The following is an 18,982-nucleotide window of genomic DNA, read 5'->3' as shown; positions in this document are numbered from 1 at the left end:
TGATTATCCTTTCGCCTGTTGTTGCACAGTTACCTTAGCTCCATCTGTCAGGTTGATCTGACCGGCAGTGATCACCGTTTCTCCTTCATTCAGTCCTTCCCTTATTTCTACTCTGTCACCGAAAATGCGGCCTGCTACTACTTTACGCAGTTTAGCAGTATTGTTATCAAATACATAAACCTGGTTGCTGTTTACACCACCTACAAAAGAGGTGCGTGGAACCAGGATCATAGGCGCAGCATTTTTGATATCGAAATGAGCGGTACCAAACATACCGGCACGCAGTTGCTTGCCGCTGATGTTAGTTACTTCCATTTCTACAGGGTAGTTCAGGGTATTATCACCTTTGGCAGCGATGAAAGTGATTTTACCTTCATAGCTTACTTCAGGAAATACGTTGGTCGTTACATTTACTTTATCGCCTTCTTTCAGGGTTACTACCTGTATTTCCGGTACGGATACAGCGAGTTTCAAACGGCTTACATCCACGATGTCGAACAGTTTGTTGCCAGGAGAGAGGTACGCACCCTGTTCTACATATTTCTTATTGATAATACCGGATATCGGCGCTTTGATATAGGTATCGCTCACACGACGGGTAGCAGCGGTGTAGCGGGTTTGTGCCAGTTCATACTGAAGGGTGGCATCGTCCACTTGTTTCTTTGTCACACCACCTGTTTTAAAGGCAGCTTCATATCTTTCTTTATCCACACGCAGTTGTTCAAGATTTACTTTGGCTGATTGCAGATCAGTACCCAGGATCTCACCATCTACATAGGCGATCACCTGACCTTGTTTTACCACGCTACCTTCGTCTACCAGCAGTTTGGTAATACGGCCGGAAGTCTCCGCCAGGTAGTCCAGTTCACGTACTGGTTCAAAGTTTCCGTTTGCGAGGAAACCCTGTGAAAAATCTTCTTTACTCACCTTTTCAGTCAGAACTGGTATCTCACCGGCGTTGCTCTTTTTTACAAATTCAGTTTTGGCTTCGTTGGCTTTTTTATTGGCACCTAGTTTCCACATGATCAATACCACAGCGGCGATGGTCACTAAGCTCCAGATAATAATTTTTTTCATAAAGGTCCAGTATACAGTTTTAAAGAAGGTAATTGTGTTAGTTCAACAGGGATTTAAGATTCCCATTGGATTTGATAATGTCCAGTTCAGCCAGTTTATATTGCAACAATGCTTCGTTGTAATTATTCTGTGCTTCTGTGAGCGAAGTTTCTGAATCCAGCAGGTCAGTCAGGCTGGCCAGTCCCAGGTTGTAGTTATTCTGGGTGGAGGTATACACCTCATTGGCCAGTTCTACGTTTTCCTTTTGTGCATGGATGGTGCTCAGGTTGTTCTGGGCCTGCAGTTTGGCATTTTCAAACTGTGTGTTCAGTGCCAGTGCTGTTTCTTCTTTCTGCTTGCTCAGTTCTTTCAGTGTCACATTTGCCTGGCTTACTCTTGAGCGACGTGCAAAACCGTCGAAGATAGGCACCTTCAGTGTCAGGCTTACAGAAGCCATATCGTACCAGCTGGAAGTAGAGCCACCTGATTTGGATTTAAGAAAATCGAACTTATCGCTGATACCATTGTAAGAGTAGTTACCACCCAGCTGCAGGGTAGGGTAGAACTGTGCTATGTACGCTTTCTTCTGATAGGTTTGCAGTTCTTCCTGCTTGCTCAGCAGTTTATATTCAATCCTGTTGTCCATTGCCACGCCTCCGAAATCGGCGGCATCCGCTGTTTTGCTTTCGATCTCTTTGAAAGAGGTTGCCGGCAGTTCCAGCGCTGTACTCATGGACATACCCATCTGCATTTTCAGCTGATTGGCCTGGATCAGGAATTGGTTTTGCGCATTGATGCGCTGTGTTTTATAGTTAGTAAGGTTTACACGCATTCTGTCCAGGTCTATTTTGCGGGCGAGGCCATTTTCAACCTGTGTAGCAGTAGTGTTTACCAGTTTTTGCAGTTTGTCAATATTTGCATCCAGTACATTGGTTTTTTCACGGCTTACCAGTGCTGCATAGTAAAGACTGGTTACGTTGTAGATCACAGTCTCTTCACTCTGCGCGGTTTGCATACGGTAGTATTCTTCACCTGCTTTTGCGGCTTTGAGACCAGTAAATACAGACTGGTTGTATACTTCCTGTGTTACAGAGCCGGAAGCTGTGAGGTTGTGCGTCACACCTGCGGTAAGCAGTACGGTTTTGCCTGGTTCCCCGACAAATTCACCGGGAATAGCTAATATCTGTTTCTTGATATTGTTAGTATAACTTCCGTTGGCATTGACTTGCGGCAGTGCCTGACCTCTTACTTCACTGGTCTTGAACCTCCCCATATCTTCTTCAAGCCTGGTGCGGGCCAGGGCCTGATTGTTGGCGAGGGCATATTTCAGGCAGTCCTGTAAAGTCAATGCGGATTGTGCATAGGAAGCCCTGATCCCCGCCAGGAGGACAAGTGTAAACATGATCTTTTTCATCCGTATGTTTCTTTGAATTACTTTTTAGTTGGCGGATTCGGTTTTAATGAGTGATGCCGGTGGTAGATTCTTCGTGTATATGTAAGTACTGTGCTGCCAGTTTTCTTCCTTCAAGGGTAGCTACTCCCAGAATAAAATGTTTCGTTAGTTGTTCCATTACTTCATGCATGTCGAACTGCATGACCGGGTATTGTTCAGGATCGAATACGGTTTCGAGCTGTAGTTGCCTCATACGGCTGATGATGTTCATATTCAGATCGCTTCTGTACACCCCTTCTTCAATGCCACGCTGTAAATTCTCATTAATACCATGCAGTACACAATCCTTCTTAAATTCTTCGATTCGCTTCCAGATAGCCGGATGATATTTCTGTATTTCGTACAGCATGACGGGGTTGATTGTTTTGCCCATCATCTCCATATATTCCAGCTCTTTGATCAGCTCTTCAATGGCATTGGCGGAGTTTTGGCGAAAGTCCTTGAAATGCTCGATGTGACTGTCAAGTACGAATTTCATGCCTACCAGCACCAGGTCTTCCTTGTCTTCAAAATGCTCGTATACCGTCTTTTTGGATACGCCGCTTTCTTTTGAAATGTCAAACATCGTTACGCTCTTGATGCCGTACAACCGGAACATCCTCAGCGCTGTTTCCAGTATCCTTTCTTTTACGCCCATGTTAACCTCGTTACTTTATGCCTTTAACAAAAATCTCGGTGAGTAACCGCTGTTTATCTATTACCTTTTCTACTTCTTCTGGTTCTATTTCCAATTTAGGATTGAAGCAATCCAATGCCGAAAAGCGCAATCCTTCTATAGCCTGACTATATAAGGTGGCCATTTCGCTGGTATTTTTGATCTTAAAGTCACCTGCTGCCACACCTTTTTCCATCACCCGGGTCATCATGGCCAGTTCTCTTTCCTTCATGATCGTCATGGCACGGATGGTCTCTGCACTATTATCATTCAGGATCTTGAACATTTCCAGGCGGCAGTACCTGAGTACAAACTGTCGTTTTATTTCGAGGAGGTTCGTAAGTATGCTGGCCGCAGGCAGATCTTTATCTGCTTCTGCTTCCTGCTCTGATATAAAGAACTCTCCGATCCTTTCGAGCACGGCAAAGTGCAGACTCTTTTTATCGGAAAAATAATAATATAAGGAAGCCTTTGAACAATGCAGATCGTCCGCAATCTCATTCATGGTAGTCTTGGAAGCAGTGTAATTAGAGAATCTCTTTAACGCTGCATCCACGATCTTATCCCGCATTTCGTCCTTGGTTTCTGCGATCATTAACTTTTTGACTTTTTTAGTTTCGAAGTCAAAAGTAGAAAAGTTTAATCAAATAGAGAAGAAAAGACGTCATTTAACAATTTATTAACTTTTTGAACTAAAAAGTCAAAAAGTTAGAATAGGATCAATTTAAATGTATTTCAATGAGTTATAAGTATCATTATATATAATTGGTCGGGGACGACTGTTTACCAGTAGAATTTCAGGTTTAGCAGACACATTTCGACTATACATCTCAAAAAATGAAATTTATGCGCTATAGGCATTCCTTTTGCCTTTATATCAGCAAATACAATCTATATGAAAAAGTTTATTTTCCTTTTTGTAGCAGTGATCGGATTCACTGTAGCCACTCAAGCCCAGGTAAATGTTTCTGTCAATATTGGCGCACAGCCAGCATGGGGTCCTACCGGTTATGACCACGTAGATTATTATTATCTGCCAGATATTGATTGTTATTATGACGTAACAAACAAGGTATATGTATATCCTAATGGCAATAGCTGGGTAAGAGCGAAACAACTGCCTGCTAAGTACCGTAACGTTGACTTGTACAATGCGCACAAGGTAGTGATCAATGGTGAAAAAAGACCTTATCAGAATGCTACCAAATACCGTCAGGAATATGGTGGATACAAGGGTAAACATGATCAGAGTCCTATCCGTGACAGCAAGGAAGAAAAATATTACGAAAGCAAGGGTCATCCTCAGCACTCACAGTGGCAGAAGGATCATCAGAACAACGGTAAGAAAGGTAACAATAGAAACAACAGAGACAACAGAGACGATCGTCAGGGTCCTGACCGTCACTAATTATTCGAAGGAAGGTCTTTTATCCCCCCTCAAAAAAAATAGCTTCCGCCAGTGGCGGAAGCTATTTTTTTATAAAAAGAAAGGCCGTCCCACTGAGTGCAGGACGGCCTTCTATATTGTAATGCTTGCCATACAAATATCTTCTGACAGCTTAGCTCAGTTTTTCGAGCGCCGCTTTCAGAGTAGCCAGCATAGCTGGGATTTCTTCTTTTACGCAGGTACCTACGCTCAGGCGATACCATGGTGATTGCTTGCTTGCACCGAATGCATAGAAAGGAACAAGACCCAGTTTCGCCTCGTTCAGCAGGTAAGAAGTTACAGCTGCCTGGTCTTCCAGTACGGTACCATCAGCAGTTTTCTTGCCTTTCAGATCGATTTTCAGGGTCAGGTAGATAGCAGCCTGAGGAGCAATTGCTTCTACAGAGTGACCTGCTTTTTTCAGTGCATCGAAACCTTCATAGATCTTTTCGAGTCTTTCTTCAACTTCAGCTTTGAAGCTTTTCAGGTAAGTGTTTACTTCTCCTTTACGACGCAGGTAGCGGGCAGCAGCATGTTGTTCTGCCATAGGGCTCCATGCACCTACGTGAGACAGGATGGCTTTCATCTTGCCTATTACATGTGCAGGACCCAGTGCCCAACCAACTCTAACACCGGTAGCAGCAAAAGCCTTACTCATACCATCGATGAAGATAGTGTAATCTCTCAGTTCAGGACGCAGACCAACAGGGGTGTGGTGGTGAGTCTGACCGAAAGTGAGCACCCAGTACATCTGATCGAACAGTACATACAATGGTTTCTCGTCAGCGCCACGGCTCTTGTTTTCAGCAATTACCAGGTCGCAGATCTCTTCCAGCTGTTGCTTGCCAAAAGCGGTACCGGTTGGGTTCTGCGGAGAGCAGAGCGCCAGCAGGGTAGCACCTTTCAGCAGCGGTTTCAGCTCAGCTGCAGTCGGCATGAAGTCGTTTTCTGGTTTAGTTTCCAGCACTACGTGTTCAGCCTCCAGGAAGTGGGTATAATGGTTGTTGTTCCAGGATGGAGTAGCATAAACTACCTTCTCACCCCGGTCCAGGATTGTTCTGAAAGTGGCATAAATGATAGGACGACCTCCACATGAAATCACGATCTCTTTGGTCGGATCGTAGGTCAGCTGCTCATGTTCGGCAATGAACTCACTTACCGCCTTTCTCAGTTCCAGGATACCATCTGCTGGTGGGTAGTTGGTTAATCCTTCCTTGTAGGCAGCAATGATCTCTTGCTCAAACTCAGCCGGAATAGGGAATACTTTGGGGTCAAAATCCCCAATCGTAAAATTGTAGATTTTCTCACCCTTGGCCTGCTTCTCCTTTATCTCACCGGCCAGCTTAATAATTTCAGACCCGATCAACGTTTCGGCTAAATGAGACAGTTTCATAACCCAAAAGATTTTTTAGTGTTTAATAGATTTTTTGCGCCCGCAAAGCTAACGGATATGCAACTCATTTAAAACAAATGGCGGATTTTTTTACAACATTCCAAATTTGAACGTTTATTTTTAAATTAATTCAATAAATACGCCTTTTTATGGCATATTATCTAACATAACATTTTGTTATAATGTAGCTTAGTTTATAGGAGAGTACACATTGACATAGGTCTTTTCCACATACCCATGCAGGTTTCATGTGGAAAAAAGCTATAGAATGCCTGATTCTAACGCTGTTCGTAGATTGACAATTCTTTCTATCTTTGTTTGCTCAGGTTGTATAACCTCACCGCCTTTACAGCGGGAATTCCTTAGTAAGTATAATAACAACATATCAACATGAAGTTTATCGTTTCTTCCTCTACTTTGTTAAAACAATTACAGCAGATCAGCGGGGTTATCAACTCCAACACGGTATTGCCTATATTGGAGGATTTCCTTTTCATCATTGACAGGAACGAACTAACAGTAGTGGCTACAGACCTGGAGACTGTTATGAAAGTGAAGCTGGAGGTAGAAGCCAAGGAAGCCGGCCGCATCTGTATTCCGGCCAAAATCCTGATGGACTCCCTGAAAAATCTGCCTGATCAGCCACTGACTTTCAACATCGACCTGAACTCCTACGCGGTTGAAATCACATCCGACAACGGTAAGTACAAGGTGATGGGTGAAAATCCGGAAAACTTCCCGAAAGAACCGGCAGCAGATGATACCACTTCCTTTACAGTAACCTCTACCGCACTGGTAACAGCGATCAACAAGACCCTGTTTGCCGTAAGTAACGACGACCTGCGCCCGGCAATGACAGGCGTGTTCTTCGAACTCACGCCAACCAGCCTCACTTTTGTAGCGACCGATGCGCACCGCCTGGTGAAATATGTTAGAACTGGTCTGGTATGCCCTAAAACAGAGACTTTCATCGTGCCTAAGAAGCCGTTGAACCTGCTGAAATCAGCCCTGCCTGACAATGATAGCGAAATCAAGATTGCTTATAGCCAGAATCACTTCTTTGTAACACACGATGGTGCACAAATGATCTGCCGTCTGATCGATGCCCGTTTCCCTGATTACAAGGTGGTAATTCCAAAGGATAATCCTTATCGCCTTACCCTGGTAAAGAGCGATTTCCAGAACGCCCTGAAACGTGTAAGCGTATTTGCAAACAAGAGCACCAACCAGGTAGCCCTGAGCATTACTGGTAGCGAACTGCAACTCTCTGCACAGGACGTGGATTTCTCTTTCGAAGGTAATGAGCGTATGAACTGCTCCTACACCGGCGATGATATGCAGATTGCATTCAATGCAAAATTCCTAATCGAAATGCTGAATGCTGCAGAAGGTGATGAAATTACAATCGAACTGTCTACACCAACCAAAGCAGGTATCCTGAAACCTTCTGAAAAAGAAGAGAATGAGGATCTGCTGATGCTGGTAATGCCGCTGATGCTGAATAACTAATTCTTCATTACATTTCTTCGTCTTTTTGGGTGCGGCATGCACGCCGCACCCAAAAAGACACTCGCAAAAAAGTCACTTCCGCCTTCGGCAGAAGTGACTTTTTTGCTTGATGAATAATTTTCTTTTAATACATAACCCAATCACCCACATAAGCCTGCCTAATTTATTGTCCCACAGCCACTTTCAGCCTTTTTATTCCCCAAATTTTCCGTAATTTAATACATCCATTGTCCCATAAATAAATTCCCGTATATGGAATCGTTCTTCAATAACATTCCTTCTTACTATCGCACCGCAATACTCGTTGGTGGCCTGGTTCTCCTTTGGGTCTTCGAAGGCGCCTTCCCCAGATTGTATTTCAAATCGAACCGCTACCGCCACGCCGGCACAAACCTCTTTTTCACCCTTACCACTGCCGTCGTAAACTTCGCCCTCGCCTTCCTCATCGTAAAAGCATGCACATTTACGGCCAATAACCATTTTGGCCTTCTTTACCTTGTACCGCTACCTAACTGGCTCCATGCCATGCTCGCCATCCTTATGATGGACCTGATCGGGGCCTACCTAGTTCACCTGATCCAGCACAAAGTAGCCTGGATGTGGCACTTTCATAAGATCCACCACATCGACACCGCTGTAGATGCCACCACCGCCCTCCGGCACCACCCCATAGAAAGCATCTTCCGCGTCATCGCTCTCTTCGTCGCTGTCATCACCATGGGTATCCCCATCTGGATGGTATTCCTGTACCAAACCATCTCTGCATTCATGTCCCAGTTCAACCATGCTAATATCCACCTCCCTAAATGGCTGGATAATGCCCTGAGCTGGATCATCGTATCGCCAGACATGCATAAGGTACACCACAGCCATTTCCAACCGGAAACGGACACTAATTACGCTAATATTTTTTCAATTTGGGACCGCCTCTTTGGCACGTTTAAGAAGGTAAATGATACCACTTCTCTGAAGTATGGCCTGGATGAATACCAGGACGAAAGGTATCAGCAGATAGGGGCACTACTCAAAGCACCATTTGACAAACCTTTAAATCAATAAATATATGCAACAGCACACCACTTCGTCCACGTCCACTAAAGTTGCCTGCTACATTTCCCTGTTCGCAGGCGTGTCTTCCGCTGTGTATGCATTCGTGGCAAGAAACCCTGAAACAGGTCTTGTCTTTGCTATTGCAGCCATCATCATGGGTGGACTCTCAGATATAAAAGCCCGTAAGAATATTGATGATATGCAGGTCGCTACCGCCGGTATATTCATGGCCGTTGTTGCCCTCGCTGTTACCTTATGGCAAATGTATAGCTGATTCACTCCGGAGGGAGAGGCGTGAACTTACTTACGTGACTTCACTTTTTCCCCTCCAGTTTCTTTCCTGTATTTTTCCAGGTATCCCTCTGCGGCATTCACAGGAAACAATACCAGTGAAGTATCCGTAAGGTCTCTGATAATTACAGTATCTATGGTTCTTGTACTATCCGATGATTTCACTCCTTCTGCATGATTCCACAGTAACAATGTATCATGTTGTAACTCCCATTTTTCATACACCAGCGAGTACATATTGATCGCAATCGCTTTCCTGTTTTTCTTCAATTCCATACCCTGCCACTCATTGTCCTTTCCCGTTACAGGCTGCAACCACTTCCCAATCAGCTTTACCGTGTCGATTACGATGGTATCAGCGGATACGGTCACAGTTGAGTCTTCTACAACCGAAGGCACTGTATCCATTGCAGGCGCATATACCGGGGTATCTACAACAGCCTCCTCTTTCTCAGGCTTACGCGAGTGATGACAGGCAAATGAAAAGATGGTGATAAAACTCACCAACAGCAAGCTATTTTTCATACGCTCAAAGATATGGACTTTTTCCCCTACCTTTATGCTTCACTTTAGGGGTGTTTTCCAGGCCACCATACCCGGAAAGCTGAGATGAGACCCTCAGTACCTGACGCAGCTCATACTGCCGTAGGGAAAAGTACTTGATACAGCTTCTTTTGCTGTAGATATAAGTAACCTGAATCCTCACATCTTCTACCATCCTTAAAGTTTATTGTTTCACCTTAATTCATGTATTCATGGAAGTGACTGTAAACAATAAACTTTATGCGGTGCAGCAGGGAATAACCATCGCTGCACTCTTACAGTTTATTCAACTACCATCCGACAAAGGACTGGCCGTGGCTATCAACAGGGAGGTGATCCCTAAACCCGCATGGCCGCAACACATCTTGCAAACCGCAGATAGTATTACCATCATCCGCGCTACACAGGGAGGTTAATTTTTTCATTTAATTATTTGTGCACTGCAGGGCATCCCCTCGCAGCAGGACTTCTCATTTCTTCACCCATCTTATTTGTTGTATGAAAATCGAAAACATTTCACGCAATCCACTACCCGCATCCAGGAAAATCTACATTAACGGCGTTGCTATGAGAGAGATAACGCTAACACCTACCCGACTGTATGGTAGTAAAGGAGAAACCACTCCTAATGAACCACTCATTGTATACGATACCAGTGGCCCTTACACCGATCCGGCTATTGAGATTGATGTACGCAAAGGTCTGCCAAAACTGCGCGCCGCATGGGCGCCGCAAAAAAACGCCACACAGCTGCATTATGCCCGCAAAGGGATCATCACGCCCGAAATGGAATACATCGCTATCCGCGAAAATCAAGGTGCCGCACAACAACATATCACACCTGAATTCATCAGACAGGAAGTTGCCGCAGGCAGAGCTATTATCCCTGCCAATATCAATCATACAGAGTGCGAACCAATGATTATTGGCCGTAATTTTTTGGTGAAGATCAATGCCAATATCGGCAACTCCGCCGTAACTTCCAGCATTGAAGAAGAAGTGGAAAAAGCAGTGTGGGCCTGCCGCTGGGGCGCCGATACCATCATGGATCTCAGCACCGGCAAAAACATTCATGAAACACGTGAATGGATCCTGCGCAACTCACCTGTACCTATCGGCACTGTACCCATTTACCAGGCATTGGAAAAAGTAAATGGTAAAGCTGAAGACCTTACCTGGGAGATATATCGTGATACCATTATCGAACAGGCAGAACAGGGCGTAGACTATTTCACCATCCATGCCGGCGTACTACTCCGCTACATCCCACTCACCGCCAATCGTATGACGGGCATCGTTTCCCGCGGGGGCTCTATCATGGCCAAATGGTGCCTGGCACACCACCAGGAAAACTTTCTCTACACCCACTTCGAAGAGATCTGCGAAATCATGAAAATCTATGACGTCTCTTTCTCATTAGGTGATGGCTTACGTCCCGGTAGTATTGCAGATGCCAACGATGCCGCGCAGTTCGCTGAACTGGAAACCCTGGGCGAACTCACTAAAATCGCCTGGAAACACGATGTACAGGTCATGATCGAAGGCCCCGGCCATGTACCCATGCACCTGATCAAAGAGAACATGGATAAGCAGCTGGAACATTGTCACGAAGCACCTTTCTATACACTTGGCCCATTGACCACTGATATCGCTCCCGGTTATGATCATATCACTTCTGCCATCGGCGCGGCCATGATCGGTTGGTTTGGTACGGCTATGCTCTGTTACGTCACGCCTAAGGAACACCTGGGCCTACCCAACAAAGAAGATGTACGACAAGGTGTAATTACCTATAAGATCGCCGCACATGCTGCCGATCTTGCCAAAGGTCATCCGGGAGCACAACACAGGGACAATGCACTCAGCAAAGCCCGCTTTGAATTCCGCTGGGAAGATCAGTTTAATCTTGCGCTTGACCCTGACACAGCCCGTTCTTATCATGACGAAACCCTGCCTGCAGAAGGGGCCAAGGTGGCTCACTTCTGTTCTATGTGCGGACCACACTTCTGCTCTATGAAAATATCGCAGGAAATAAGGGAAGCCGGCATGGCAGAGAAATCAACAGAATTCCGCGAACAAGGCAGCACTATTTATTCATAGAAGGAGCTGGCCACAAGCCACTCCCGCTCCTCACCGGAACACTATTTATTCATAATCTGACTGTTATACAATCGCGGTACAGTTTTGGGATCATTTTTAATCAAACTCCAATACTTTGATACAGATCATCACACATACTGGCAAGATCAATCACGAACCTACACGCTGGTTACAATTGTTGCAGGCAGGCGCTGATAGTATACTGGTACGTAAACCAGGCTGGCAGGAGGCTGATTACGAGATGTTGTTGCTCGAAGCTAATCCATCCTGCTACCCTCACCTCATCATAGCTGATCATCCTGATTTATGTGAGCGCTATGGTCTGTTAGGGATACATTTTGGGGAGGCCATCAGGGGATCTGTCTCGCAGGAAAAACTGCTTAGATTCCAGCAGTTGGGTTGCATACTCAGCACCAGTATCCATAGTGTGATGACCCTACCGGTAGTGAGTAATATCTGGAACCAGGTGCTCCTAAGCCCGGTGTTTGATAGTATTTCCAAAACTGGATATAAAGCCGCGTTTGACACCAACTTCCGGTTGGACAAAGATGGTTATGCAGGCAATGTACTAGCGTTGGGGGGCATTAATCAGCATACTGCTGACAAAGCCCGCCATATGCTATTTGATGGCATTGCCCTGCATGGCGCCATCTGGCAACATCCGGCACATGCAGTACGGAACTTTATCAGTATCCGGGATGCATGGTCAGGTAATCCATTCAGCTCATCATGATTTCTATTCAGTACATTTCACAGCAGACTGACAACTATTCACATCTTGACAATATCCGCATGGCTTGCGAAGCAGGCTGTAAATGGATACAATTGCGCATGAAGCATGCGAACGTTCCTACTATTACAGCAACAGCCGCGCTGGCGAAAGAAGTGTGTGATGCACATAATGCAACACTTATTATCAATGATCATCCTGACATTGCAGCATTAGTGGGTGCACACGGCACACACGTGGGGAAAGAAGATATGACGGTCGCCGCCGCACGTCGGATAGTTGGCCCACATAAGATAGTGGGTGGCACAGCCAATACCCTTGAAGACATCATGCGGCATATAGCAGATGGCGCCGATTATGTAGGCGTGGGACCTTATCGTTTTACGAAGACAAAGCAAAACCTGAGTCCGATTTTAGGACTGGAAGGTATTCGCAGTATCCTGTCTCAATTGTCGGTTCGCATACCAGTTATCGCCATTGGCGGTATTGAGCTGGAAGATGTTCCTGACCTGTTCAGTACAGGTATTCAGGGTATTGCTGTGAGCGGCCTTATTACACACGCGCCCGATAAGCGACAGTTATTATCTACACTTTATCAAACCATCACACATGCAGGCATTGAAAATAGCTGATCATACATTTACTTCCCGGTTGTTTACAGGCACGGGAAAGTTTGCTTCTCTACAATTAATGGAACAGGCACTGTTAGCAGCTGCTACACAATTGGTGACAGTGGCGCTTAAGAGAGTGGATATCCATGATGCAGGTGATGATATGCTTCGCCATTTGCAGGCTTTTAAGTTAATGCCTAACACCTCTGGTGTGCGTACGGCCCATGAAGCAGTATATGCTGCACAACTGGCCCGCGAAGCACTGGAAACAAACTGGGTCAAATTAGAAATACATCCTGATCCACGATACCTGATGCCGGATCCTATTGAGACATTAAAAGCCGCAGAAGAACTGGTAAAACTGGGGTTTGTGGTTTTGCCCTATGTGCATGCAGATCCAGTATTATGTAAGCGGTTAGAGCAGGTAGGGGTCGCGGCAGTCATGCCTTTAGGTGCTCCTATTGGTAGTAACAAAGGCTTACGCACGGCAGATTTCCTTGAAATCATCATTGAGCAGAGCAATATACCTGTTGTAGTTGATGCAGGTATTGGCAGTCCGTCCGATGCTGCGAAGGCAATGGAAATGGGTGCTGATGCCGTACTGGTCAATACTGCCATTGCAGTGGCAAAAAACCCGGTAGCAATGGCGCAGGCATTTGCAACGGCAGTCGTGGCGGGCAGACAGGCATATGAAGCTGGATTGGCCCCCCTGTATAAACAGGCGGTAGCTTCCAGCCCTCTTATTGGATTCTTAGATGAAGTATAAGTATGGCAGATTTTAAATCACTCTTTTCCCAATATGATTGGGAGCAGGTCAAAGCAGGCATCTATGCAAAAACAGCTGTAGATGTAGAACAGGCTTTGCATAGCAGCCGACGTACTATTGAAGATTTCAAAGCATTGATATCACCAGCGGCTACCCCTTATCTCGCAGATATGGCGGCTTTAAGTCAGCAGCTCACCAGGCAGCGGTTTGGCAATACGATGCAATTGTATATTCCGCTTTATCTGAGCAATGAGTGTCAGAACATCTGTACATATTGCGGGTTTAGCCTTGACAATAAGATTGCCCGCAAAACGCTGAACAGGAGAGAGGTGCTGTCAGAAGTAAAGGCAATTAAAGATATGGGATACGACCATGTATTACTGGTAACAGGCGAAGCGCAGCAAACAGTAGGGCTTGCCTATTTCAGGGAAATGCTTGAGCTGATCAGGCCTCACTTTGCCAATATCTCTATGGAAGTACAACCTATGGATCAGTCAGATTATGAAGCGCTGATTCCACTGGGCTTGCATAGTGTATTGGTCTACCAGGAAACTTACCATGAAGCGGATTATAAATTGCATCATCCCAAAGGACGGAAATCTAATTTCAACTATCGGCTTGATACACCTGATCGCCTGGGCAAAGCGGGTATTCACAAAATAGGATTGGGGGTATTAATTGGTTTGGAAGATTGGCGTACAGATAGTTTCTTCACTGCTTTGCATTTGCAATATTTAGAAAAAACTTATTGGCAAACCCGGTACAGTCTTTCATTTCCACGTCTACGCCCTTGTGCCGGCGGCCTGATGCCAAAGGCGGTCATGAATGACAGGGAACTGGTACAGTTGATCTGCGCTTATCGCTTATTATCACCAGAGGTAGAGTTAAGTCTTTCCACACGCGAGTCTCCGCGATTCAGAGATCATGTAATTCAATTGGGTATTACTACGATGAGTGCGGGGTCGCGTACAAACCCGGGAGGGTATACGATAGATGCAGATTCATTGGAACAATTTGAGATTTCGGATGAACGAAGCCCTTTTGAAATTGCTGCTATGCTGCAGGCAAATGGCTATGAGGCAGTTTGGAAAGATTGGGATAAAGCTTTTTAGAAACGCAATTCTAAGGCCATCGCAGGTGTTGCCCTCTGGCGCGAAACTGCTTCTGCCAAAGGCGGAAGTAGTTTCGCGCCAGAGGCTCTTTAATACAACAGTCCCGCCAGCTGACGGGACTGTTATTTTTACCTAAATCCATTACTGAAATTTGTTACTTATAAATATAAGTAGCCGCTTAATCTTTGAATTCAAATGTAAGTTGCCCATAATGAACAATAGCATTATGCGTCATTTTGAACAAAAAGAACAGCCAGGCTTATAATGAACAACATGTTCAGTGCACAACTTTTTCCAGATCCCGATACGTTCTTACAGTATCATGTGCACTCTTCAGCGCTCTGCGCTGATTCGCCACCAAATCCCGGATGCTGTATGGCATGGAGATACTAGACCCCAACACATCCTCATAAGTCCGCTGCGTGGCATCTTCCCCATACTCACATGCAGACAGGATTGAATGCCTGTCATGCCCTGAAAAAGTAGCTTTCACATCCATCCAGGTTCTGTACAGCTTACCATAAATAGTAGTATTGTGCGTAGGTTCTGAGCCACCATCCTGCAATATATTATTCAGTTGATCTATATATGTAATACTTTCTTCTTTCATTCTCTGGAACAGTGCTTTCAGATCGGCATCATCCGTCTGATCTATGGCTTTATGATATCCCTCTACTCTGTCATTATTGATCCGGATCAGATCATTCAGGGCTTCTATCAATTTCTCGTTCAATTGCATGATGGTAGTTTTAAAATGAATGAAGATTGTTGTGTTCTTTAATTTCAAAAATGTGACCAGCCTTTTCAGATACCATGGTTTATTACCTGGCCCGCAATGAATATACTTACTGCCGACGGAAAGCACTTATCAGTAGCGTACATTTTACCTCCCTCCGGGGAATATGTTCTACAAAGCCTTTTGGCCGCAAACGCAGTATGTATAGGGATTCCGGGGTGCTAAAACGGTTTACATCGCTATCAGAAGCACTTCTCAAAGCAGAGTTGCTTAACTGGCATAAATTTTCTATTCCTTAAGATAACCAAATCTTTTTGATATGAACGGCTTACTTTATTTAATCGCGATTATTCTGATCATCGGATGGGTTTTGGGCGTGTTTGTTTACTCCGCAGGTAGTTTGATTCACACTTTGCTGGTATTAGCAATTATTGCTATCCTTGTAAATATAATACGCGGTAGAGCTGTTTAAAACAGACTACCTCAGAATTAGAAATTTCATGTTGCAGCCGACTGTAAGAAGGTAATCCTTCTTGAGTCGGCTGTAACATGTTATATATATTCAATTCGTCTAAAAACAGCATCGGTAATGGTTTTTCAGAAAAATAAAACCAGATGGAAATCATGCTCGTATATCTTATCGTTACACTTGTGAAGAATTACCCAAAAATCGACCATGTTAAGTTGTAGCTAGTCATGTAATGTTTGTTTCATTCTCTAATTTTTAAAACTCCTTTATTATGTTCACACGGAAAACCCACTCCGTAACCAGTAATGGTAACGAGGATGGCTTTGCCATGCCTAATGTACATCGCCGTACATTTCTCAAATATGCAGGTATGAGTGCTGCTATACTCTCTGCAGGCTCTGTATTAAGCAGTTGTAGTGATGATGATACTAATGATGGTACTGGTGTTAGCCTCGGTAGTGGGGATGTCGCCGTATTGAATTATGCATTCGCACTCGAACAGCTGGAAGCAGCATTTTATACACAGGTAATACTTACACCGTATAGCGGCATCAGCGACTCAGAAATGACACTGCTGACCGATATCCGCAATCACGAAATTGCACACCGTGAATTCTTCCGTAAAGCACTCAGTACAGGGGCTATCCAGGATTTACAGGTCGATTTCAGCACCATCGATTTTACCAGCAGAGATAAAGTACTTGCAGCAGCACAAACGTTCGAAGACCTGGGTGTAGCAGCATACAATGGCGCCGGTAAATACATTACTACGCCTGCTTACCTGGCACTGGCCGGAAAAATTGTATCTGTAGAAGCGCGTCATGCGGCTTATATCCGCGATCTGGTAAGTAATGGTACCTTCTCTTCCAATGCTGATAGTAATGGTCTGGATGGGGCTACAACACCTACTGATGTATTCGCCGCCGCCAGTGTATATATCAAAACCCAGATCAATACCAACACACTTCCAAAATAACTTTAAATTCTACACTCATGGACCTGCAAAATATCTTTTCTGAAATAGAGAAAAAAGATCCTGAAATTTATGACAGGCTGGATTCCCGCAGAAATGTGATGAAGCAGTTTGGCCGTGTGATGGCTTTGACAGCCGTACCTTTTGCACTCGGCAGCATGTTGAAAAAAGCGTATGGTCGTACGCCATCTGATGTACTGGCAGTGCTGAACTTTGCCCTCACACTGGAATACCTGGAAGCAGCTTTCTATGCCGAGGCAATCACACATACTTCCTTATTCCCCACCGCCGCATCGCTGAATGCATTTACGACTATCGGTACACATGAAAATGCGCATGTTGCTTTTCTGAAAAGTGCCATTACCAGTTCAAGTGGTACACCTGTTGATAAACCAACCTTCGACTTTACTGCGGGTGGTACTTTCAGCGATGTATTTACTAACTATGCAACACTGCTGGGCGTAGCACAGGCATTTGAAGATACCGGTGTAAGAGCCTACAAAGGACAGGCAGCTACACTGATGGAAAATCCGACAGTGCTCACAGCAGCATTGCAGATTCACTCTATCGAAGCAAGGCATGCTGCGCATATCCGTTCTATGCGCCGTGCATCTACCGGGAATACTAAAATAAAACCATGGATCATGGGTAAGTATACCGATATCGCCGCTACACAACCTGTATACAATGGTGAAGAAAATGAGGTACAGGCAAACATCACTATTACCGGCATTACTTCACTGGTAACACAGGATGCTGCAACGGAATCATTTGATGAACCGCTTACGAAAGATGAGGTATTAGCGATTGCGAATCTCTTTATCGTTCAGTAATCCTTTTCGCTGGCCGAAGGCCGAAAAAATTTTTTTGAAAAAGCTTTTGCCAAAGGCAAAGGCTTTTTTCTTAAAGGGCTTTACCTTTGCTGCTATGAGAAAATATCTTTTGTTTAGCCTGCTCTTAGCAGCCTGCAGCACCTCCCGTCAACCTGTGAATACTTTGGATGTATCTCAACTCCACCTGCTACACAAGCACATTATTCCTTACAATACAACCTTCAACGGTACGACAATAGGAGGCCTCTCAGGTATCGATTACGACAGCGCCCGCAATGTATATTACCTCATCTGCGATGACCGTTCTGAACACGAAGCAGCCCGTTACTATACCGCACAGGTACCGGTAAACGATGATAAGGTGACCTTCACCGCTGTAAATACCCTCCCGATGCGCGACGGCCATCCTTTTCCCGCTACAAAAAACCTCGCACCAGATCCGGAAGCCATGCGCTACAACCCACACGCTGATCACCTCATCTGGAGCAGTGAAGGAGAGCGCATCGTGAACGCCAAAGACACCATACTAAAAGATCCGGCTATATACGAACTCTCCCGCGACGGGCATTTTCCCGATACCTTCCCCATCCCTGCACAAATGCATATGCAGGCTACCAACAATGGTCCCCGCAAAAACGGTACTTTCGAAGGATTGGGTTTCACCCCCGATGGTAAATACATGTTCGTCAGTGTCGAAGAACCCCGTTATGAAGATGGTCCCCGTGCAGGGCTAAAAGACACCACTGCCTGGATCCGCATTATCAAATACAATCTGCAAACCAGGCAACCCATTGCTCAGTTTGCCTACAAACTGGCACCTATTGCAGCAGCACCTGTACCTGCCGATGGTTTTGCCATCAATGGTATTCCTGATATCCTGGTGCTTTCAGAAAACCAGTTGCTCATCATGGAGCGCTCTTTTTCTACCGGGGTAAAGAATTGTACCATCCGGCTCTACAAGGCAGACCTTTCTCATGCCACAGATGTATCGGCTATTCAATCTTTGCAGACAGATACGCACTTTACACCTGTAGTGAAAAAACCTTTGTTCAATTTTGAAAGTCTGAATACCTATGTGGATAATGTGGAAGGAATGACCCTTGGCCCTCTACTGCCAAATGGCCACAGAAGCCTTATATGTGTGGCAGACAATAATTTCTCAGACAAAGAAGAAACTCAATTCTACATCTTCGAAATCAAATAACAATAGTATTTTATCAATGAGTGGTATCATCTGGTTGTATAGTTGGAGATCCAATCATTGTCAGCTATATTA

Annotated in this window: 21 protein-coding genes and 1 riboswitch; of the genes, 14 read left to right on the top strand and 7 right to left on the bottom strand. The window is 45.0% G+C overall.

Annotated features, from left to right (window positions below; all coding sequences use genetic code 11):
• Positions 1-3: 3 nt before the first annotated feature.
• The 4 genes from BW716_RS07980 to BW716_RS07965 are packed head-to-tail and all read right to left on the bottom strand — an operon-like array spanning position 4 to position 3,759.
• Positions 4-1,077, bottom strand: a complete 1,074-nt coding sequence (locus BW716_RS07980) for an efflux RND transporter periplasmic adaptor subunit (protein WP_083721999.1) — start codon at positions 1,075-1,077, stop codon at positions 4-6.
• A gap of 37 nt (positions 1,078-1,114) precedes the next feature.
• Positions 1,115-2,470 (bottom strand): TolC family protein, encoded by a 1,356-nt coding sequence (locus tag BW716_RS07975; protein WP_083721998.1) that lies wholly within the window; start codon positions 2,468-2,470, stop codon positions 1,115-1,117.
• Positions 2,471-2,513: 43 nt separating this feature from the next.
• Positions 2,514-3,146: a TetR/AcrR family transcriptional regulator gene (locus tag BW716_RS07970; protein WP_083721997.1), complete on the bottom strand. Its 633-nt coding sequence runs from the start codon at positions 3,144-3,146 to the stop codon at positions 2,514-2,516.
• Positions 3,147-3,156: 10 nt separating this feature from the next.
• Positions 3,157-3,759: a TetR/AcrR family transcriptional regulator gene (locus BW716_RS07965; protein ID WP_083721996.1), complete on the bottom strand. Its 603-nt coding sequence runs from the start codon at positions 3,757-3,759 to the stop codon at positions 3,157-3,159.
• Between the two features lie 300 nt (positions 3,760-4,059).
• On the opposite strand from BW716_RS07965, the gene BW716_RS07960 reads away from it, so the two are divergent.
• On the top strand, positions 4,060-4,572 hold the full coding sequence (locus BW716_RS07960) for a hypothetical protein (RefSeq protein ID WP_083721995.1): 513 nt from the start codon (positions 4,060-4,062) through the stop codon (positions 4,570-4,572).
• 151 nt (positions 4,573-4,723) lie between these two features.
• On the opposite strand, the gene BW716_RS07955 is transcribed toward BW716_RS07960, so the two are convergent.
• Positions 4,724-5,983: a pyridoxal phosphate-dependent aminotransferase gene (locus tag BW716_RS07955; protein ID WP_083721994.1), complete on the bottom strand. Its 1,260-nt coding sequence runs from the start codon at positions 5,981-5,983 to the stop codon at positions 4,724-4,726.
• 390 nt (positions 5,984-6,373) lie between these two features.
• Between BW716_RS07955 and dnaN the strand changes: the two genes are divergently transcribed.
• The 3 genes from dnaN (at position 6,374) to BW716_RS07940 (ending at position 8,816) form a co-directional block, all read left to right on the top strand.
• Positions 6,374-7,492 (top strand): DNA polymerase III subunit beta, encoded by a 1,119-nt coding sequence (dnaN, locus tag BW716_RS07950; RefSeq protein WP_083721993.1) that lies wholly within the window; start codon positions 6,374-6,376, stop codon positions 7,490-7,492.
• 252 nt (positions 7,493-7,744) lie between these two features.
• Positions 7,745-8,551 carry a sterol desaturase family protein gene (locus BW716_RS07945; protein ID WP_083721992.1) on the top strand — a complete coding sequence of 269 codons (807 nt, stop codon included), beginning with the start codon at positions 7,745-7,747 and terminating at the stop codon, positions 8,549-8,551.
• A 4-nt stretch (positions 8,552-8,555) separates the two neighbouring features.
• Positions 8,556-8,816 carry a hypothetical protein gene (locus BW716_RS07940; protein WP_083721991.1) on the top strand — a complete coding sequence of 87 codons (261 nt, stop codon included), beginning with the start codon at positions 8,556-8,558 and terminating at the stop codon, positions 8,814-8,816.
• 26 nt (positions 8,817-8,842) lie between these two features.
• Here BW716_RS07940 and BW716_RS07935 read toward each other — a convergent pair whose 3' ends face one another.
• On the bottom strand, positions 8,843-9,358 hold the full coding sequence (locus BW716_RS07935; protein WP_083721990.1) for a lipocalin family protein: 516 nt from the start codon (positions 9,356-9,358) through the stop codon (positions 8,843-8,845).
• A 36-nt stretch (positions 9,359-9,394) separates the two neighbouring features.
• Positions 9,395-9,502: riboswitch (TPP riboswitch) on the top strand.
• 86 nt (positions 9,503-9,588) lie between these two features.
• On the opposite strand from BW716_RS07935, the gene thiS reads away from it, so the two are divergent.
• From thiS to thiH, 6 genes are all read left to right on the top strand, one after another.
• Positions 9,589-9,792: a sulfur carrier protein ThiS gene (thiS, locus tag BW716_RS07930; RefSeq protein WP_083721989.1), complete on the top strand. Its 204-nt coding sequence runs from the start codon at positions 9,589-9,591 to the stop codon at positions 9,790-9,792.
• An 82-nt stretch (positions 9,793-9,874) separates the two neighbouring features.
• Positions 9,875-11,476, top strand: a complete 1,602-nt coding sequence (gene thiC, locus BW716_RS07925; protein WP_083721988.1) for a phosphomethylpyrimidine synthase ThiC — start codon at positions 9,875-9,877, stop codon at positions 11,474-11,476.
• 115 nt (positions 11,477-11,591) lie between these two features.
• On the top strand, positions 11,592-12,209 hold the full coding sequence (locus tag BW716_RS07920; protein WP_083721987.1) for a thiamine phosphate synthase: 618 nt from the start codon (positions 11,592-11,594) through the stop codon (positions 12,207-12,209).
• Entirely contained in the window at positions 12,206-12,838 is a 633-nt protein-coding gene (locus BW716_RS07915) for a thiamine phosphate synthase (protein WP_083721986.1), read from the top strand. The genes BW716_RS07920 and BW716_RS07915 overlap by 4 nt, the downstream gene beginning before the upstream one ends.
• On the top strand, positions 12,816-13,583 hold the full coding sequence (locus tag BW716_RS07910) for a thiazole synthase (RefSeq protein ID WP_083721985.1): 768 nt from the start codon (positions 12,816-12,818) through the stop codon (positions 13,581-13,583). Before BW716_RS07915 ends, BW716_RS07910 begins: the two co-directional genes overlap by 23 nt.
• A gap of 2 nt (positions 13,584-13,585) precedes the next feature.
• A complete protein-coding gene (gene thiH, locus BW716_RS07905; RefSeq protein ID WP_083721984.1) occupies positions 13,586-14,695 on the top strand; it encodes a 2-iminoacetate synthase ThiH in 1,110 nt (369 codons plus the stop codon).
• 277 nt (positions 14,696-14,972) lie between these two features.
• Here thiH and BW716_RS07900 read toward each other — a convergent pair whose 3' ends face one another.
• Positions 14,973-15,434, bottom strand: a complete 462-nt coding sequence (locus BW716_RS07900; RefSeq protein ID WP_083721983.1) for a PA2169 family four-helix-bundle protein — start codon at positions 15,432-15,434, stop codon at positions 14,973-14,975.
• A gap of 316 nt (positions 15,435-15,750) precedes the next feature.
• On the opposite strand from BW716_RS07900, the gene BW716_RS36070 reads away from it, so the two are divergent.
• From BW716_RS36070 to BW716_RS07885, 4 genes are all read left to right on the top strand, one after another.
• Positions 15,751-15,903 carry a lmo0937 family membrane protein gene (locus tag BW716_RS36070; protein ID WP_143708779.1) on the top strand — a complete coding sequence of 51 codons (153 nt, stop codon included), beginning with the start codon at positions 15,751-15,753 and terminating at the stop codon, positions 15,901-15,903.
• 268 nt (positions 15,904-16,171) lie between these two features.
• Positions 16,172-16,876, top strand: coding sequence for a ferritin-like domain-containing protein (locus BW716_RS07895; RefSeq protein WP_083721982.1), 705 nt, complete (start codon positions 16,172-16,174; stop codon positions 16,874-16,876).
• Between the two features lie 17 nt (positions 16,877-16,893).
• Positions 16,894-17,706: a ferritin-like domain-containing protein gene (locus BW716_RS07890; RefSeq protein ID WP_083721981.1), complete on the top strand. Its 813-nt coding sequence runs from the start codon at positions 16,894-16,896 to the stop codon at positions 17,704-17,706.
• 94 nt (positions 17,707-17,800) lie between these two features.
• Positions 17,801-18,910 (top strand): esterase-like activity of phytase family protein, encoded by a 1,110-nt coding sequence (locus BW716_RS07885; protein WP_143708778.1) that lies wholly within the window; start codon positions 17,801-17,803, stop codon positions 18,908-18,910.
• The last annotated feature ends 72 nt before the right edge of the window (positions 18,911-18,982 follow it).

The organism is [Flexibacter] sp. ATCC 35208, from assembly GCF_001975825.1.
Classification (GTDB): Bacteria; Bacteroidota; Bacteroidia; order Chitinophagales; family Chitinophagaceae; genus Chitinophaga.
This window is presented reverse-complemented; position numbering and strand designations above follow the sequence as displayed.

What these genes read in the sequence shown, in the direction of transcription:
- BW716_RS07980 (WP_083721999.1), bottom strand. Translation starts at nt 1,077, where the DNA reads ATGAAAAAAATTATTATCTGGAGCTTAGTGACCATCGCCGCTGTGGTA.
- BW716_RS07975 (WP_083721998.1), bottom strand. Translation starts at nt 2,470, where the DNA reads ATGAAAAAGATCATGTTTACACTTGTCCTCCTGGCGGGGATCAGGGCT.
- BW716_RS07970 (WP_083721997.1), bottom strand. Translation starts at nt 3,146, where the DNA reads ATGGGCGTAAAAGAAAGGATACTGGAAACAGCGCTGAGGATGTTCCGG.
- BW716_RS07965 (WP_083721996.1), bottom strand. Translation starts at nt 3,759, where the DNA reads ATGATCGCAGAAACCAAGGACGAAATGCGGGATAAGATCGTGGATGCA.
- BW716_RS07960 (WP_083721995.1), top strand. Translation starts at nt 4,060, where the DNA reads ATGAAAAAGTTTATTTTCCTTTTTGTAGCAGTGATCGGATTCACTGTA.
- BW716_RS07955 (WP_083721994.1), bottom strand. Translation starts at nt 5,983, where the DNA reads ATGAAACTGTCTCATTTAGCCGAAACGTTGATCGGGTCTGAAATTATT.
- dnaN (WP_083721993.1), top strand. Translation starts at nt 6,374, where the DNA reads ATGAAGTTTATCGTTTCTTCCTCTACTTTGTTAAAACAATTACAGCAG.
- BW716_RS07945 (WP_083721992.1), top strand. Translation starts at nt 7,745, where the DNA reads ATGGAATCGTTCTTCAATAACATTCCTTCTTACTATCGCACCGCAATA.
- BW716_RS07940 (WP_083721991.1), top strand. Translation starts at nt 8,556, where the DNA reads ATGCAACAGCACACCACTTCGTCCACGTCCACTAAAGTTGCCTGCTAC.
- BW716_RS07935 (WP_083721990.1), bottom strand. Translation starts at nt 9,358, where the DNA reads ATGAAAAATAGCTTGCTGTTGGTGAGTTTTATCACCATCTTTTCATTT.
- thiS (WP_083721989.1), top strand. Translation starts at nt 9,589, where the DNA reads ATGGAAGTGACTGTAAACAATAAACTTTATGCGGTGCAGCAGGGAATA.
- thiC (WP_083721988.1), top strand. Translation starts at nt 9,875, where the DNA reads ATGAAAATCGAAAACATTTCACGCAATCCACTACCCGCATCCAGGAAA.
- BW716_RS07915 (WP_083721986.1), top strand. Translation starts at nt 12,206, where the DNA reads ATGATTTCTATTCAGTACATTTCACAGCAGACTGACAACTATTCACAT.
- BW716_RS07910 (WP_083721985.1), top strand. Translation starts at nt 12,816, where the DNA reads ATGCAGGCATTGAAAATAGCTGATCATACATTTACTTCCCGGTTGTTT.
- thiH (WP_083721984.1), top strand. Translation starts at nt 13,586, where the DNA reads ATGGCAGATTTTAAATCACTCTTTTCCCAATATGATTGGGAGCAGGTC.
- BW716_RS07900 (WP_083721983.1), bottom strand. Translation starts at nt 15,434, where the DNA reads ATGCAATTGAACGAGAAATTGATAGAAGCCCTGAATGATCTGATCCGG.
- BW716_RS36070 (WP_143708779.1), top strand. Translation starts at nt 15,751, where the DNA reads ATGAACGGCTTACTTTATTTAATCGCGATTATTCTGATCATCGGATGG.
- BW716_RS07895 (WP_083721982.1), top strand. Translation starts at nt 16,172, where the DNA reads ATGTTCACACGGAAAACCCACTCCGTAACCAGTAATGGTAACGAGGAT.
- BW716_RS07890 (WP_083721981.1), top strand. Translation starts at nt 16,894, where the DNA reads ATGGACCTGCAAAATATCTTTTCTGAAATAGAGAAAAAAGATCCTGAA.
- BW716_RS07885 (WP_143708778.1), top strand. Translation starts at nt 17,801, where the DNA reads ATGAGAAAATATCTTTTGTTTAGCCTGCTCTTAGCAGCCTGCAGCACC.